At 68.7% G+C, this 14,856-nt stretch carries 14 protein-coding genes; 4 read left to right on the top strand and 10 right to left on the bottom strand.

Translation table 11 applies throughout. The annotated features are described in order from the left end of the window. Window positions 1-4 precede the first annotated feature (4 nt). Window positions 5-1,264: an MFS transporter gene (locus tag FGD71_RS20225; protein WP_119101883.1), complete on the bottom strand. Its 1,260-nt coding sequence runs from the start codon at window positions 1,262-1,264 to the stop codon at window positions 5-7. Window positions 1,265-1,372: 108 nt separating this feature from the next. Between FGD71_RS20225 and FGD71_RS20220 the strand changes: the two genes are divergently transcribed. Continuing rightward, window positions 1,373-2,389 carry a LacI family DNA-binding transcriptional regulator gene (locus FGD71_RS20220; protein ID WP_162931177.1) on the top strand — a complete coding sequence of 339 codons (1,017 nt, stop codon included), beginning with the start codon at window positions 1,373-1,375 and terminating at the stop codon, window positions 2,387-2,389. A gap of 57 nt (window positions 2,390-2,446) precedes the next feature. On the opposite strand, the gene prcA is transcribed toward FGD71_RS20220, so the two are convergent. The 6 genes from prcA to arc all read right to left on the bottom strand — a co-directional run bounded on the left by prcA (window position 2,447) and on the right by arc (window position 8,535). Next, window positions 2,447-3,241, bottom strand: coding sequence for a proteasome subunit alpha (gene prcA / locus FGD71_RS20215; protein WP_119101881.1), 795 nt, complete (start codon window positions 3,239-3,241; stop codon window positions 2,447-2,449). A gap of 59 nt (window positions 3,242-3,300) precedes the next feature. Further along, window positions 3,301-4,146: a proteasome subunit beta gene (gene prcB, locus FGD71_RS20210; RefSeq protein WP_119101880.1), complete on the bottom strand. Its 846-nt coding sequence runs from the start codon at window positions 4,144-4,146 to the stop codon at window positions 3,301-3,303. Next, window positions 4,098-4,316, bottom strand: a complete 219-nt coding sequence (locus FGD71_RS49940; protein ID WP_338120071.1) for an endonuclease VII domain-containing protein — start codon at window positions 4,314-4,316, stop codon at window positions 4,098-4,100. Before FGD71_RS49940 ends, prcB begins: the two co-directional genes overlap by 49 nt. A 321-nt stretch (window positions 4,317-4,637) precedes the next feature. Continuing rightward, window positions 4,638-4,856: a ubiquitin-like protein Pup gene (locus tag FGD71_RS20200; protein WP_119101879.1), complete on the bottom strand. Its 219-nt coding sequence runs from the start codon at window positions 4,854-4,856 to the stop codon at window positions 4,638-4,640. A gap of 166 nt (window positions 4,857-5,022) precedes the next feature. Continuing rightward, window positions 5,023-6,534 carry a depupylase/deamidase Dop gene (gene dop / locus FGD71_RS20195; protein ID WP_119101878.1) on the bottom strand — a complete coding sequence of 504 codons (1,512 nt, stop codon included), beginning with the start codon at window positions 6,532-6,534 and terminating at the stop codon, window positions 5,023-5,025. 234 nt (window positions 6,535-6,768) lie between these two features. Then, on the bottom strand, window positions 6,769-8,535 hold the full coding sequence (arc, locus tag FGD71_RS20190) for a proteasome ATPase (protein ID WP_119101877.1): 1,767 nt from the start codon (window positions 8,533-8,535) through the stop codon (window positions 6,769-6,771). A gap of 255 nt (window positions 8,536-8,790) precedes the next feature. Here arc and FGD71_RS20185 point away from each other — a divergent pair, with 255 nt between their 5' ends. Further along, the gene (locus FGD71_RS20185; RefSeq protein ID WP_119101876.1) at window positions 8,791-9,096 is read left to right on the top strand and encodes a ferredoxin; all 306 of its coding nucleotides are present in this window, start codon (window positions 8,791-8,793) and stop codon (window positions 9,094-9,096) included. A gap of 168 nt (window positions 9,097-9,264) precedes the next feature. On the opposite strand, the gene FGD71_RS20180 is transcribed toward FGD71_RS20185, so the two are convergent. The 3 genes from FGD71_RS20180 to FGD71_RS20170 all read right to left on the bottom strand — a co-directional run bounded on the left by FGD71_RS20180 (window position 9,265) and on the right by FGD71_RS20170 (window position 12,917). Continuing rightward, window positions 9,265-9,843: a hypothetical protein gene (locus FGD71_RS20180; RefSeq protein ID WP_119101875.1), complete on the bottom strand. Its 579-nt coding sequence runs from the start codon at window positions 9,841-9,843 to the stop codon at window positions 9,265-9,267. A 197-nt stretch (window positions 9,844-10,040) separates the two neighbouring features. Then, entirely contained in the window at window positions 10,041-10,949 is a 909-nt protein-coding gene (locus tag FGD71_RS20175) for a tRNA (adenine-N1)-methyltransferase (protein WP_119101874.1), read from the bottom strand. A gap of 216 nt (window positions 10,950-11,165) precedes the next feature. Further along, window positions 11,166-12,917, bottom strand: a complete 1,752-nt coding sequence (locus FGD71_RS20170) for a site-2 protease family protein (RefSeq protein ID WP_119101873.1) — start codon at window positions 12,915-12,917, stop codon at window positions 11,166-11,168. Between the two features lie 221 nt (window positions 12,918-13,138). Between FGD71_RS20170 and FGD71_RS20165 the strand changes: the two genes are divergently transcribed. Together FGD71_RS20165 and FGD71_RS20160 are read left to right on the top strand one after the other, a co-directional pair. Next, on the top strand, window positions 13,139-14,059 hold the full coding sequence (locus tag FGD71_RS20165) for a RecB family exonuclease (RefSeq protein ID WP_119101872.1): 921 nt from the start codon (window positions 13,139-13,141) through the stop codon (window positions 14,057-14,059). Window positions 14,060-14,073: 14 nt separating this feature from the next. Continuing rightward, window positions 14,074-14,745, top strand: coding sequence for a response regulator (locus tag FGD71_RS20160; protein ID WP_030560260.1), 672 nt, complete (start codon window positions 14,074-14,076; stop codon window positions 14,743-14,745). Window positions 14,746-14,856: the final 111 nt, after the last annotated feature.

The following is a 14,856-nucleotide window of genomic DNA, read 5'->3' as shown; positions in this document are numbered from 1 at the left end:
AACATTACGCCTGATGCCCGGTGCTGAAACGGGGTTCGGCTGCACCGTTTCGATCATTTTCCGAAGCGGCTGCCACCACGTCACCGCCGCCCACAGCTGTGAGGACCCGCACCGTGGCCAGCAGAACAACCAGCGCAAGGGCCCCCGCGGCACCCGGGACCGCGAAGCCCCAAACCGCCCCGCCCCACTCGACGACCGGTCCCGCCAGGCCCGTTCCCACCGACGAGCCCACCATGAACGTCGTCACCAACCAGGAGAACGCCTCCGTGACCGTGCCCCGCGGCGCATGCCGGTCGACGATGACGAAGGAACAGGCGATACAGGGCGCGAGGAAGACCCCGGCAAGCGCCGTGAGCGCCGTCATCACCACCACACCGGGCATGAGCATCAGCGGCACGTAAAAGACCGCCAACAGCGCCACGAGCACACGCAGCCGCCGCTCCGGAGCACCACTCCACTGCCGCGCCCCGTACACACTGCCGCCGACGAGTGCGCCGAGCCCGATGGCCGCCATCAGCCAGCCGTACGTCGAGTCCCCGCCATGGTCGTCCGCGTACGACACAGCCGCGACCGCGATGGAGCCCAGCGCCATGCCGACGAAGAGAAACGCGCCGAGCAGAGCGAGAAGGCCGGGCGAGCGCAGCGCGCCCAGCCAGTGCGCCTCCCGCGGCGCCGAACGCCACGCGCGCGAGGGCCGCGAGACGACCACGGAGAGTGCCCCGAGGATCCCGAGCACGTTCAGGACCAGGAGCGCGGCCTGCGCCGACCACAGCGACACGCACAGCGTGACCAGCAAGGGCCCGACGGTGAACATCACCTCCTGCGCCACCGCGTCCATCGCGTACGCCATGGGCACCTGGTCCTCCTTACGGAGGACTGAGGGCCACAGCGCCCGCAGACCGCCCTCCAGGGGCGGCGTGAAGAACCCGGCGACCACCATCATCGCGTACGCGAGCGGCAGCGGCTCGGTGCCGGTGAAGGCGAAGACGGCCATGCCGAGGGCCGACACGACCGCGGCGGGCAGCTGCACGCGCGGCTGCCCGTAGAAGTCCACGAGACGGCCGAGCACCGGCTGCCCCACGGCGTTCGACACACCGTAGGCCGCGGCGAGCGCGCCGGCGAGGCTGTAACTGCCGCCCTCCGCGCGGATGAACAGCAGGACGGCGATCGGGGCCGTCGCGTTCGGCAGCCGTCCCACGAGGGTGCCCACGAGCAGCCGGACGGCGTGCCTCGTCCTGAGGATCTCCAGATAACGCGAGGCCATTCCCTGCCCTTCTCGTAGCCGGTCACAGTCGAAGTTTTACGTATAACTGCTCTGGCCATACGTACCATGTGCGCTGTCCGCGAGTCCAGAAGAAAGAACAGGTCGACGGTGGCACGAGGTAGCACGCGCCCCACAAGCCGTGACGTCGCCCACGCCGCCGGCGTCTCCCAGGCCGCCGTCTCACTCGTACTCGGCGAGAAATGGCGCGGGCGGGTCTCCGAGGCCACAGCCGACCGAGTCCGCCAAGCCGCACAGGAACTCGGCTACCGGCCCAACCTCGCCGCCCGCAACCTCCGCCTCGGCCGCACACGCACCGTACTGCTCGTCGTGCCCGCCCTGACCACCGAATTCTTCGCCGGCGTCTACACCGGCGCCGCCCGCGTCGCCGCCGAACACGACTTCGGCGTCGTCCTCTACCCCTCACCCCAAGGCATCGGCCCCGCCCGCGACCCCTTCGGATCGGCACCCGCCGCCCTGGACGGCGTGATCGCCTCCTCCATGGCCGCCGACGCACTCACCGCGATCCACGGCGACCAGCTGCCCCTCGTCATGCTCGACAGCGACCCCGACGGCAGCCTCGGCGCCGCAACCGTCAACCTCGACATCAGAGACGGCATGCGACAGGTAGCGGAACACCTGCTCGGCCTCGGCCACCGCCGCTTCCTCCATCTGGCGGCCGACATCGCCTCCTGGACCTTCGACATACGCGCGGACGAACTCGCCACACGCGTGAGCAAGACCCCCGGCGCCCAGGTACGCACCATCGCCGCACCGATCACCATCGAAGGCGCCCTCACGGCAGCCGAGACCGCCCTCGCCGCCCCCGGCCCCCGGCCCACCGCACTCGTCTGCGACGACGACAAACTGGCCGTCGGCGCCTACAAAGCGGCCCGACGGCTCGGCCTGCGCATCCCCGACGACCTCTCCATCACCGGAGTCGACGACCTGGCTATCGCCACCGCCATCGACCCAGAACTGACGACCGTACGCCTGGACGCCGAACTCTTCGGCGAACGCGGCATGAAGGCACTCCTCACCGTCCTGGACGGCCGCACACCCGCCGACGGCGACATCCCCGTCGAACTCGTCGTACGAGGCTCCACGGCGCCGCCACACCTGCCCTGAACGCCGTGTGCCCCGGCCACAGACGGCCGGGGCACACGAACAGGCGAGAGAAACCCGCTACTTCTCGTCCTCGGAGCCCCCTGCGCCCCCGGAGCTCCCGGCGGAGTCCTCGGAATCGCCCTCGGCCTCCGCCTCCGACTCCGCACCCGTACCGTCCCCCGCCAGCAGGCGGGACAGCTGACGGCCCACAATGCGCCTGAACTTGCGCTGCTGCGGACGCGTACGGTCCAGGACCGCAACCTCCAGACGCTCCGCGGGAATCTCCCGCTCACTGCCGTTCGTGTCACGCGACAGAGCCTGAACAGCCAGCTTCAGCGCCTCCGCGAGCGTCATACCCTCCCGGTGACGCTGATCCAGATAGCTGCTGATCTGCTCCGCATTGCCGCCGACCGCCACCGAACCGTGCTCATCCACGATCGACCCGTCATGCGGCAACCGGTAGATCTGGTCACCCTCCGGCGTCTCACCCACCTCGGCCACCACAAGCTCCACCTCATACGGCTTCTCAGCCGCACTGGAGAAGATGGTGCCGAGCGTCTGCGCATAGACATTGGCGAGACCGCGGGCGGTCACATCATCACGGTCATAGGTATAACCCCGCAGGTCCGCATACCGGACACCACCAATGCGGAGATTCTCGTACTCGTTGTACTTACCGGCGGCCGCGAAACCGATCCGGTCATAGATCTCGCTGAACTTGTGCAGCGCACGGGACGGGTTCTCACCGACGAACACAATCCCGTCGGCGAACTGCAGCACCACAAGGCTGCGGCCCCGGGCGATACCCTTCCGGGCGTACTCCGCCCGGTCGGCCATGGCCTGCTGGGGTGAGACATAGAACGGCGTCGACACCGGTTATCCGTCCCTTTCTGTCGAAGTCACTGGACCACCTGATAAGAGAAGGGCCGCTGTCAGAGCAGCGCGGCGCGCGGGCCGTCGGGCTGCTCCAGGCGCCGCTCCAGGATCGAGCGGGCGATCTCGGAGGACTCCTCGTCGGTGAGCCGGCGGAAACCCTCCTCGGTGATCACGGTGACGATCGGGTAGATCCGGCGGGCGACATCCGGACCTCCCGTCGCCGAGTCGTCGTCGGCCGCGTCATACAGGGCCTGCACAACCAGCGTCGTCGCCTGCTGCTCGTTCAGATTCTCGCTGTAGAGCTTCTTCATGGCACCGCGCGCGAAGATCGAACCGGAGCCCGTGGCCGCGAAACCCGACTCCTCCGAGCGGCCACCCGTCACGTCGTACGAGAAGATGCGGCCCTTCTCGCGGTCCACGTCGTACCCCGCGAACAGCGGAACCACGGCCAGGCCCTGCATGGCCATGGCGAGATTGGACCGGATCATCGTCGACAGGCGGTTCGCCTTGCCCTCCAGGGACAGCTGGGCGCCCTCCACCTTCTCGAAATGCTCCAGCTCCAGCTGGAAGAGCTTGACCATCTCCACGGCCAGCCCCGCCGTACCGGCGATACCCACCGCCGAGTACTCGTCGGCCGGGAACACCTTCTCGATGTCACGCTGCGCGATGACGTTACCCATCGTGGCTCGCCGGTCACCGGCGAGCACGACACCGCCGGGGAACGTGGCGGCGACGATCGTCGTGCCGTGCGGCGCCTCGATCACGCCCTGGACAGGCGGCAACTGCCGCTTGCCCGGGAGCATCTCCGGCTGGTGCTGGGACAGGAAGTCCATGAAGGAGGACGACCCAGGCGTCAGGAAGGCAGCTGGTAGACGCCCGGTGCTACGAGTGTTGGCTTCCACGAGGATCCTTCCAAGTAGGCGGCAGCCCGACGAACAGCGTCGGGATCATCTCCCAACTTGCCGATGGCCGAATTGCAGTTGAAGCACAGTACGCCAGGGACCCTACCCGTCTCGTGGCAGTGATCCACATGAATGGCCGGAGCCTTTGGACAGATCACGCAGAGCCCCATTTGAGAGGTGGCCATCTCGTCACGTTCAGCCACCGTGATGCCGTATTGACGCTTTAGGTGGCCTTCACGCGCTTCGATGGCTCGACAGGCCTCGCAACGGGTGGACAGGCCGTCGGAGGCTGTTCTATCGCGATCCCACCTCGGCATGCGGCTTGATCCTGCGCCGAGCATTCCCGGCAGTACGCCTGGAGGCCATCGCGCATCGCCTTGTTGCTCGCGAAGGCTGCTCGCGGCTTGTGCTGCTTACACCGCGAGCAACGCTTCACATCTTCCTCGCCGAGCAACCCTCACCCCCCGCTTACCTTCGAATCGAAGGGAAAGTCACTCCCCGCCCTTCTGAACGAAGGACCGCACGAAGTCCTCGGCGTTCTCTTCGAGCACATCATCGATTTCGTCGAGCACGGAATCGACGTCGTCGCTCAGCTTCTCCTGGCGCTCCTTGAGGTCCTCCGAGGCCTCCGCCTCCTGCGCGGTCTCCTCGACCTCCTCGGTGGAACGCGTGGCCTTCTGCTGCCCGCCGCCGGTGTCCTTGGTCGCCATAACCCTCACCCCGCTCGGTTCGACGTTCTTGATCAGACCCTACAAGCAGGGTCCGACATCGGCCCCGCAGTTACTCCAACGTCCGGGGACCACCTCGATGATTCCCGGACGCCGCGTCTTTCCACCCCGCCGGCCCCCGTGCGCTCACGGGGGCTCCCGGGGCCGGTCAGCCGCCCGACAGGACCCTGACCAGGTCTTCTGCCGTGCGGCAGCGGTCCAGGAGCTCCTTCACGTGATTACGCGTTCCGCGAAGGGGTTCGAGGGTTGGCACGCGCTGCAGCGAGTCCCGGCCCGGCAGATCGAAGATCACCGAGTCCCAGGAGGCCGCCGCGACGTCGTCGGCGTACTGCTCCAGGCAGCGGCCGCGGAAGTACGCCCGCGTGTCCTCCGGCGGCTTTGTCTGGGCCGTCAGCACGTCCGCGTCGTTCAGCAGGCGCTTCATCTTGCCGCGGGCCGCCAGACGGTTGTAGAGGCCCTTCTCGGGGCGCACGTCGGCGTACTGAAGGTCGACGAGGTGCAGCCGGGCCGCGTCCCAGTCGAGGCTGTCACGGCGTCGGTAGCCCTCCATGAGCTCCCGTTTGGCGACCCAGTCGAGCTCGCCGGCCAGGCTCATCGGATCGCTCTCCAGGCGGCCCAGGACGTCTTCCCAGCGGGTGAGCACGTCCTTGGTCTGCTCGTCCGCGTCCGCGCCGAAGCGCTCCTCGACGTACTTGCGCGCCAGCTCGAAGTACTCCATCTGCAGCTGGACCGCGGTGAGCGTCCGGCCGCTACGGAGCGTGATCAAACGTTTGAGGGTGGCGTCGTGGGAGACCTGGTGCAGCGTGCGTACCGGCTGGTCCACGGCGAGGTCCACGGCGATGAAGCCGTCCTCGATCATGGAGAGGACCAGGGCCGTGGTGCCGAGCTTGAGGTAGGTGGAGATCTCCGAGAGGTTCGCGTCGCCGATGATCACGTGGAGGCGGCGGTATTTCTCGGCGTCCGCGTGCGGCTCGTCGCGTGTGTTGATGATGGGCCGCTTGAGGGTGGTCTCCAGGCCTACCTCGACCTCGAAGTAGTCCGCGCGCTGGCTGAGCTGGAAGCCGTGCTCGTGGCCGTCCTGGCCGAGGCCGACGCGGCCCGCGCCGGTGACGACCTGGCGGGACACGAAGAACGGCGTGAGGTGGCGCACGATGTCCGAGAAGGGGGTTTCCCGCTTCATCAGGTAGTTCTCGTGCGTGCCGTAGGAGGCACCCTTGTTGTCGGTGTTGTTCTTGTAGAGGTGGATCGGCTGGGCGCCGGGGAGCTGTGCCGCGCGTTCGGCGGCCTCCGCCATGATGCGCTCGCCGGCCTTGTCCCACAGGACCGCGTCGCGCGGGTTGGTGACCTCCGGTGCGCTGTACTCCGGATGTGCGTGGTCCACGTACAGCCGTGCTCCATTGGTGAGGATGACGTTGGCCAGGCCAATGTCCTCGTCGGTGAGCTGGCTGGCGTCGGCGGCCTCGCGGGCGAGGTCGAAGCCTCGCGCGTCGCGCAGCGGGTTCTCCTCCTCGAAGTCCCACCGGGCGCGGCGCGCCCGGTGCATCGCCGCCGCGTATGCGTTGACGATCTGGGACGAGGTGAGCATGGCATTGGCGTTGGGGTGGCCGGGGACGGAGATCCCGTACTCCGTCTCGATGCCCATTACTCGCCGTACGGTCATGCGGCCCTCCTTGCCCGGCGGCGCCCTCGGTCGGGGGCGCAGCTCAAGTACCGCTGGTGCTCCGGTGCGTGTGCGGTGCCCGTCCCCGCACTGCGCAACACGGCGGTACGGAAGAGCCTAGAACGCCTTTGCCCTGGTGGGGAGATCATTTGCGTCATTGCTCCGCTCCGGTTGCGCCCTGGAAAACAGTCGGCTGCGGGTACCCGTTGAGGGCACCCGCAGCCGCCCTGTCTTTTACAGGTACTGACCGGTGTTCGCCACCGTGTCGATGGAGCGTCCGGTGTCGGCGCCCTGTTTTCCGGTGATGAGGGTGCGGATGTAGACGATCCGTTCGCCCTTCTTTCCGGAGATTCGAGCCCAGTCGTCCGGGTTGGTCGTGTTGGGTAGGTCTTCGTTTTCCTTGAATTCGTCGACGCAGGCCTGGAGCAGGTGGGAGACCCGCAGGCCCTTCTGGTTGTGCTCCAGGAAGTCCTTGATGGCCATCTTCTTGGCGCGGCCGACGATGTTCTCGATCATGGCTCCGGAGTTGAAGTCCTTGAAGTAGAGGACTTCCTTGTCACCGTTGGCGTAGGTGACCTCCAGGAAGCGGTTTTCCTCGGATTCGGCGTACATCTGTTCCACGGCCGTCTGGATCATGCCCTGGACAGTGGACCCCCGGTCGCCCGCGTGCTCGGCGACGTCCTCGGAGTGCAGCGGGAGGCGCTCGGTGAGGTACTTCTGGAAGATGTCCTTGGCCGCTTCCGCGTCCGGGCGCTCGATCTTGATCTTCACGTCGAGGCGGCCGGGACGCAGGATGGCGGGGTCGATCATGTCCTCGCGGTTCGAGGCGCCGATCACCACCACGTTCTGCAGGCCTTCCACACCGTCGATCTCGGCGAGCAGCTGCGGGACGATGGTGTTCTCCACGTCCGAGCTGACACCCGAGCCGCGGGTGCGGAAGAGGGACTCCATCTCGTCGAAGAAGACGATGACGGGTGTGCCCTCGCTGGCCTTCTCCCGTGCGCGCTGGAAGACGAGGCGGATCTGCCGCTCGGTCTCACCGACGTACTTGTTCAGGAGCTCGGGGCCCTTGATGTTGAGGAAGAAGCTCTTGCCTGCGGCCACTCCGGTCACCTCGGCGACCTTTTTGGCCAGCGAGTTGGCGACGGCCTTGGCGATGAGCGTCTTGCCGCATCCGGGAGGTCCGTACAGCAGGACGCCCTTGGGCGGCCGCAGTTCGTGCTCCCGGAAGAGGTCGGGGTAGAGGTACGGGAGCTCGACCGCGTCACGGATCATTTCGATCTGGTTGCCCAGACCGCCGATCTGTTCGTAGCCGATGTCGGGGACCTCTTCGAGGACGAGTTCTTCGACCTCGCTCTTGGGGACGACCTCGTAGACGTAGCCGGATCGGGGTTCGAGCAGCAGGGCGTCGCCGGCGCGGATGGTGACGTCCAGCAGCGGCTCGGCGAGCCGTACCACCCGTTCCTCGTCGGTGTGCCCGAGCACCAGGGCGCGCTCGCCGTCCTCGAGGATTTCCTTGAGGGTGACGATGTCCCCGACTCGCTCGTACTCCATGGCCTCGACCACGTTGAGCGCTTCGTTGAGCATCACTTCCTGGCCGCGCCTGAGCTCGTCGAGCTCCACGCTGGGGCTGACGTTCACCCGGAGCTTGCGGCCCCCGGTGAAGATGTCGGCGGTGCCGTCCTCGTTCGCCACGAGGAAGACGCCGAAGCCGGCCGGCGGCTGTGCGAGCCGGTCGACCTCCTCCTTGAGGGCCACGATCTGGTCTCGGGCCTCACGGAGCGTGTTGGCGAGTCGCTCGTTTTGTGCGGACACGCCGGCCAGGTTGGTCTGCAGCTCGACGATCCGCTCTTCGAGAATCCTCGTGTGACGCGGAGAGTCGGCGAGCTTGCGTCGCAGGACGGCGATCTCCTGCTCAAGGTAGGCAATCTGCCCGGCGGGGTCGTCGGACCCTCGTCCCGGGCGGATGCCGCGGTTCATGTCGTCGTCGTGGGCTGCCACGGTCCTCACCTCCTCCAAGGGGAGCTGGACGCTTCCAGACCCTACCTGGGTGGGTGTCGATTGAAACCCCTAGATCACAAAGACGGTCGGGGTGTGTCCGATCTTCACCCTTGCGCTCTCCCTCACGCCAGGGGGATACCCATCCAACAACATCGGAAAGCGGACGGTTGTAGGCTCGCAGCGTTCAACACCCGTCAGAGCTGGGCCGACTTGCCTTTCGTCTCGGATGGCTCGGCACAGGAAACGGCAGGAGATATGAGCGTGCAGCAGGAGGCCGACGTCAGCGGCGAGGCACTGGAGGTCTGGATTGATCAGGACCTCTGTACTGGCGACGGCATCTGCGCCCAGTATGCACCCGAGGTCTTCGAGCTGGACATCGACGGACTTGCGTACGTGAAGGGCTCCGACGACGCGTTGTTGCAGGCCCCGGGCGCCACAACGCCCGTGCCGCTGCCGCTTCTGCGGGATGTGACCGACTCGGCGAAGGAGTGTCCGGGTGAGTGCATCCATGTACGTCGCGTTTCGGACAAGGCCGAGGTGTACGGACCGGACGCGGAGTAGTTCCGCGATCACGTCACGTCATTTCCGGGTGCTGATCGGTCCTGCGCGGCCGTGAGTTCGGCCACATGAGCGCGGGTTCCGGGGGTGGGGTTTCCCGAACTCACACGGGCAGCGGGCCCGGTCCACCGTGTCATGGCGGACCGGGCCCGCTGCGTTATGTCTGGTTCGTCACACGCTCTGGGCGCCGGCCGGGGTGGAGCGGACGAACGCGCCGTTCTTCCACTGCCACTTGGCTCGCTCGGTGGTGTCCGGGCAGCAACTGGGAACGTCGGGCGACGAGTAGCCGAGGAGCGTGGCGGTGACGGTGGCGTCACGTACCGCGAAGTCCGACACGGTGAGGCGGTCCTTCGGGTCGATGAGGGTGGCCACCACGCGGGGTTTGGGTGCGTCGGCGGCCTGGGTGAGGACGTAGACGCCGTTGGGCGGGGTGCTGGCGAGCGCGTCGCAACGGACCACTGCCACCGTTTCCGGCCGGCCGTCGCCGTCGAGGTCCGCGGAGGCTTTCTTCTGGACGATGACCTTGGTGGGGCCGCACTCGATCGGGAAGTCGACGCCGGCGGGATCGGGGGGCGCCGTGACGGCTGCGGCGGTTTTCGTCCCGACGTCGCCCGGCTGGGCGGCGGTGGCCCGGTCGGGCTGCAGGAAGGAGCCGGCCGCGATGACTCCTGCGAGGGCGGCGGCGGTGGCGACCCAGTGGATCGGACCGCTGCGTGTGTGTGCGAGTTCCGGGACAACGGATTGCTGCACGAGAGATGTGTCTCCTGTGAGGCCTGTGCCGGTGGGGGTGGGGGTGGCCAGCATCGTGCCATACGTCACAGTGAGGGGGAACGGCGGGGTCAGGGCTTGTGGCACGGTGTCAACACAAAAGCGTCGTGGCCGAGTTCCCGAGGGGGTTCGGGAACTCGGCCACGACGCTTGTGCGTTGTACGCGGCACCGGGCCATCTCAGCGGCTGGTGGCGGTGCCTCCGTCGGCGTTCGGACCGGCGTAGTCCTCGCCGTACGCGCCCTTGGCGGGACGGCGACGGCGCATGGGCGGCTCGACGCCGTCGGCGAGGCGGCGGGCGGTGAGCAGGAAGCCGGTGTGTCCGATCATGCGGTGGTCGGGGCGGACGGCCAGGCCCTCGATGTGCCAGTTGCGGATCATCGACTCCCAGGCGGTCGGCTCATTGAAGCAGCCGATCTCGCGGATGGACTCGACGGTCCGGGCGAGCTGGGTGGTGGTCGCGACGTAGCAGCACAGGATGCCGCCGGGGACGAGCGCCTTGGAGATGGCCTCCAGGCACTCCCAGGGGGCGAGCATGTCGAGGATGACGCGGTCGACGTCGGTGTCCGAAAGGTTGTCCTGGAGGTCGCCGACGGTGAGCTGCCAGGCGGGGTGCGGGCCGCCGAAGTAGCGCTCCACGTTCGCCTGTGCGATCTCGGCGAAGTCGGCGCGGCGCTCGTAGCTGTGCAGCATGCCGTGGTCGCCGATGGCGCGGAGCAGGAAGCTGCTGAGCGAGCCGGAGCCGACACCGGCCTCCACGACGCGGGCGCCGGGGAAGATGTCGGCGAAGGACAGGATCTGCCCCGCGTCCTTGGGGTAGACCACGGCGGCGCCGCGGGGCATGGACAGGACGTAGTCGGGGAGCAGGGGGCGCAGCGCGAGATAGGCGACGTTCCCCGTGGTGCGGACAACGCTGCCCTCGGGGGCGCCGATCAGCTCGTCGTGCGGGAAGGAACCCTTGTGGGTGTGGAAGTTCTTCCCGGCTTCGAGCGTGAACGTGTAGTGGCGTCCCTTGGGGTCAGTGAGCTGGACCTGGTCCCCGACCTTGAAGGGCCCGCGTCGGCGGGCTGCACCGGTCGGTTCGGACATGTGACCAGCCTACCGGTCCGGGCGGGGGCGCAGGACCACACGCGAGTGAGCCGAAGGGGCGCGCCGGTGTCGAGGGCGCATGGGGGTCCCCCCTGCTCGAGCGAAGCCGAGAGCTTGGGGGAGCGCGGAGGCCCGACGAAGGAGGGTCGAGCACGGTCACGCCCTCGACACCGGCTGTAGCGCCCCGGAGGCGAACCGAGCGCAAATAAGTGCAGCTCAGTTGGGCCTGGCCATGGCCTTGACGAAGGCGCGTTCCACGTCGGCGGCCGAGAGGACGCCGTAGATCTCGCCGGATTCCTCGACGACCAGGTACTCGGTGGCGGGGGTGGCCCGCAGGACGTCGAGGAGTGCTTCGCCGGCGAGCTCGGCGGAGACGCGCATGCCGTCCGTGAGCTCCTGGGCGAGGCCGCTGACCGCGACCCAGGGTCGGCGGTGTTCCGGTACGCCGACGATGGCGGCCTCGCGGACGAGTGAGACGGGTTCGCCGTCGGCGTCGACGACGACCAGGGCGCGGGCGCCGACGTCGTTGGCGCGGCGCAGGGCCTCGGAGAGCGGGGTGTCGGTCTGTACGGGGACGGCGCGGCGGGTGAGGGAGCGGGCGCGCAGTTCGGGGAGGTGTTCGCGCAGGCGGGCCATGCGGAGGCTGTTTCCGGCGCCGGTCCAGATGATCGCGGCGAGGATGGCGGCGAGCAGGGCGTCCGTGACGGTGTCCATGCCGCCGATGTCCTCGGCGTCGGTGCCGAGCGCTCCGGACTGGGTGAGCAGGGGCAGTCCGATCAGTACGGAGATCGCGAGGGCGCGGCCGACCCAGGCGGCGGCGATGGTGCCGGTCATGGGCCTGCCGGTGATCTTCCAGACGACGGCGCGGAGCATGCGGCCGCCGTCGAGGGGCAGGCCGGGCAGGAGGTTGAAGACGGCCACGATCAAGTTGGAGATCATCAGGCCTGCGAGCAGTACGCCGGGGACGGTGCCCGGCTCGACGGTCATCAGGGCGAGGTAGAAGAGGCCGGCGAGGACGAGGGAGAGCAGAGGGCCGACGAACGCGAGTACGAACTCGCGGCCCGGGGTCTCGGACTCCTTCTCGATCTCGGACACGCCGCCGAAGAACTGCAGCTGGATGCGGCGTACCGGCAGTTTGAAGCGGAGGGCCGCGACGGTGTGGGCCAGTTCGTGGACGAGCACGGAGGCGTAGAAGGCGACCGCGAAGAAGAGGGAGACGAGGTAGCGGGCGGCGCCGAGTTCGGGCAGTACGCGGTCGAGCTGGCCGCCGAAGACCCAGGTGATGAGCGCGGCCACGAGGAACCAGCTGGGCGCGACGTACACGGGCACTCCGAAGGGCCGCCCCATGAGCAGCCCGCCGCCGGGCTCCTTGCCACGTCGCGGAGGCCTCGGCCCCCGGCCGCCGGCCTGGGGCCGCCCGTCGGGGTCGCCGCCGGCGCCGTCACGTCGCTGCTTCCCCGGTTCATCGCCTCGTGGGGAGGCCTGGGCGACGCCGCTGTCGCGTCCGTGCCCCGTAGTGCCGGGCGGCTGGGCGGCGGCAGGGGCGGCCGCGGCTCTCTCGTCCACGGCTTCCCGCTGCACGGGGCTGTCCGCCGGGCCTTCAGGGCTCTCGGGGCTCTGAAGGCTCTCGGGGCGCACGTCGGCTGTCTCCGCCGCCGGGGGTTGTTCGGCCGCCGGGGTGCCCACAGGGTCGTCGGCGCTCTCGGAGTCGGTGGTGTCCGCGGGCGGCGATGCGGGGGGATTTCCGGTCGTGTCGGAGGGGCGTGTGGCGGCTGCCGGCTTCTCCCACCTCACTGTGCCCGAAGGCGCGTTGGAGGTGGTGGAGTCGGTGGAGTCCGGGCGGGTGGTGCGATCCGCCGCGTCCGCGTCGGATCGCGGGTGTGCGGTGGTGGCGTCCGGCACCGCGGGGTGCTCGGTCGCTTCGTCCGTACCGGATCGCGGCTGCCCGCTCCCGCCGCTCTCGTCCACGATTTCCTCTCGTTCGACGCGTCTCCCGCTCGCGGTCATGAAGAGCGAGAGGTCCTGTGGTCGATGGTATGCGGCCGTCGCGGTGTGTTTCGCCCCGGCACCCCCTCTGTTGGCCGTGCCGTCGCGTCTGTTGGCCGTGCCGTCGCGCTCCGCGCGTGCGTCACCGTGTGTCGTGTTCGTGCTCCTCTTGGTGTCAGTGGCGGGCCGTAAGGTCTGTCGTCATGGAAACGAGCACCGACGACGGCGTCGCGCAAGCCGGCACCGGTACCGAGCCCGCGACCGCCGTGCCCCCGGCCTCGCTGTCGCCCTCACGCGCCGGCGACTTCATGCAGTGTCCGTTGCTGTACCGCTTCCGGGTGATCGACAAGCTCCCCGAGAAGCCGAGCGAGGCGGCCACGCGCGGCACGCTGGTGCATGCGGTGCTGGAGCGGCTCTTCGACGCGCCGGCCACGGAGCGCACGGCGCCGCGCGCGAAGTCGCTGGTCCCGGGGCAGTGGGACCGGCTGCGTGAGGCGAAGCCGGAGCTGGCGGAGTTGTTCGCCGACTCGGACGAGAAGGCCGCGGGTGAGCGGCTGGCGCGCTGGCTCACCGAGGCCGAGCAGCTCGTCGAGCGCTGGTTCACGCTGGAGGACCCGACTCGTCTCGAGCCCGCCGAGCGCGAGCTTTTCGTGGAGGCCCGGCTCGATTCGGGTCTCACACTGCGCGGCATCATCGACCGGGTCGATGTGGCGCCGACGGGCGAGGTGCGGATCGTCGACTACAAGACGGGCAAGGCCCCGCGTCCGGAGTACGCCGAGGGCGCGCTGTTCCAGATGAAGTTCTACGCCCTGGTGGTCTGGCGGCTCAAGAACGTCGTCCCCCGCCGTCTCCAGCTCGTCTATCTCGGCAGCGGTGATGTGCTGACCTACGACCCGGTGATCGCGGACCTGGAGCGCGTCGAGCGCAAGCTGCTCGCGCTGTGGGACGCGATCCGCCGGGCGACCGAGTCGGGCGACTGGCGGCCGCGGCGTACCAAACTCTGCGGCTGGTGCGACCACCAGGAGGTATGTCCGGAATTCGGCGGTACTCCCCCGCCATATCCCCTACCGGTGAGGGCGCCGGAGTCGGGCGATGCCGCGCAGGGCAGAATGGGGCCGGACTAGCGAAGGAGACTTACGTGGCCATCCGTGTCCTACTGGTCGACGACCAGCCGCTGCTGCGTACCGGCTTCCGGATGATCCTGGAGGCGGAGCAGGACATCGCGGTCGTCGGCGAGGCCGGAGACGGCCTGCAGGCACTCGACCAGGTACGTGCGCTGCAGCCCGATGTGGTGCTGATGGACATCCGTATGCCGCGGATGGACGGTGTGGAGGCGACCCGGCAGATCACCGGCCCCGGTCGGGACGGTCCGGCGAAGGTCCTGGTGCTGACCACCTTCGACCTCGATGAGTACGTGGTGGAGGCGCTGCGCGCGGGCGCCAGCGGCTTCCTCCTCAAGGACGCCCCGGCCAACGAGTTGGTGCAGGCGATCCGTGTGGTCGCCGGGGGCGAGGCGATGCTCGCGCCGAGCATCACGCGCCGGCTGCTCGACAAGTACGCGGGCCATCTGCCCTCGGGCGACGAGCCGGTGCCGGACACGCTGCACACGCTGACCGAGCGCGAGGTCGAGGTGCTGAAGCTGGTGGCACGCGGGCTGTCGAACGCGGAGATCGCGGCGGACCTCTTCGTCAGCGAGACCACGGTCAAGACGCACGTGGGTCACGTCCTCACCAAGCTGGGTCTGCGCGACCGCGTACAGGCGGCGGTGTACGCGTACGAGAGCGGTCTGGTGCGGCCGGGCGCGCAGTAGTCGCGCTGGCGCGCGGCCGGGCCCGGCCGCGCGTCCTGCTCGTCGGACGAGCAGCCCGCCCATCCCGCCACCTGGCTTGCACCCGTCATACGGCGATGGCCGCCCCCCTTC

Origin of the sequence: Streptomyces sporangiiformans, from assembly GCF_005768555.2 — a bacterium.
Taxonomy (GTDB): Bacteria; Actinomycetota; Actinomycetes; order Streptomycetales; family Streptomycetaceae; genus Streptomyces; species Streptomyces sporangiiformans.
This window is presented reverse-complemented; position numbering and strand designations above follow the sequence as displayed.